Origin of the sequence: Selenomonas sp. oral taxon 126 (assembly GCF_001683335.1) — a bacterium.
GTDB lineage: Bacteria > Bacillota > Negativicutes > Selenomonadales > Selenomonadaceae > Centipeda.
In genome coordinates, this window is record NZ_CP016201.1 from 269,024 (window position 1) to 270,313 (window position 1,290).

Here is a 1,290-nt window from a genome sequence, read left to right on the forward strand (position 1 = left end):
AGAACACATGAAACTCAGGCACCGGCAACGTAATTCTCTGATTCATATAAATCTGCTTCGAATCAATCGTCTTGCGCAGCTGCTCACAGACATAGTAGAGGCAGCGCAGGGGCATATTCTCATTCGGCGTGCTCTGATGCTCGAGAAAAATGAGATAGCGCCCCGCCAGCAGGAACGAAACATCGTTCTTGATCTGCGACAGGAACGTCCCCTCAAGCGTCACAATCTCCAGCCTCTCCTCTGCCGCATATGCCTTTCCATGCAGAGCGCCCGCAAGTTCCCTCAGCCGCATTTCATCATTGAAATACATACGAAACAGCGAATCCTGATACTGTCGTCCTTTTCCCATCGGATCACCCGCCTTAAGGAAGCACTAATAAATTCAACACCGTCATCTTAGCGCATCTTTTTGCCCGCTCAATGCCTACGAATCCTCCACATAGTCTCTGCTATGCGTCCTTTTTGCCTCCTCAATCGGACAAAAATCCACGCCAAGCCGACAGACTTCATTTCATCAGCGATTCCCTAGAGCAAGCTGTGCATGCGTCCAATCTCACGAATTTTTTCGACCGACATCTCCGACACACGCGAAATCATTTCAAGCGGCAGCTTCTCCTTCAGCATTCCAAGGACAGCGAAAACACGCCCCTGCTCAAGACCTTGCTCGCGACCGCGCTCGAGCCCCTGCTCAAGCCCTTGCTCGCGACCGCGCTCAAGCCCCTCCTCAAATTTTGCCTCTTCAAAAAGTTTCTGATTCCATTCAAAAGCCACCATGTCAATCACCTCACGCTCATGCTCTATCAAGAAATCTTTCATCACATCGTGTTCGATACAATACCGAACCGCTTCACGAATGGCGGCTTCCCGCTCCATTCCACGCGCCATATTCACCTTCACATATTGGATAAACATCGCGTAGTCACGCATTGCGGCGCTCCTGCCAAGCAGAAGTTTTGCCTCATCATAGGCGACGTTATGCACGCACACCTTTAGCTCGAGGTTGACCGCATTGCTCGCCTCCGCATATGCATCCGAAAGTTTCATCTCGTATTCTTCAGGCGTATTCACCCCGCCCGTATAGAACACATGAAACTCAGGCACCGGCAACGTAATTCTCTGATTCATATAAATCTGCTTCGAATCAATCGTCTTGCGCAGCTGCTCACAGACATAGTAGAGGCAGCGCAGGGGCATATTCTCATTCGGCGTGCTCTGATGCTCGAGAAAAATGAGATAGCGCCCCGCCAGCAGGAACGAAACATCGTTCTTGATCTGCGACAGGAACGTCCC

At 50.8% G+C, this 1,290-nt stretch carries 1 protein-coding gene and 1 pseudogene; both read right to left on the reverse strand.

The annotated features are described in order from the left end of the window. Nucleotides 1-349, reverse strand: a pseudogene (locus AXF19_RS14495) (transposase); the annotation flags it as partial. A gap of 176 nt (nt 350-525) precedes the next feature. Continuing rightward, nucleotides 526-1,290 (reverse strand): transposase (locus AXF19_RS01145; RefSeq protein ID WP_066843929.1); only part of this gene is annotated, 765 nt, incomplete at its 5' end.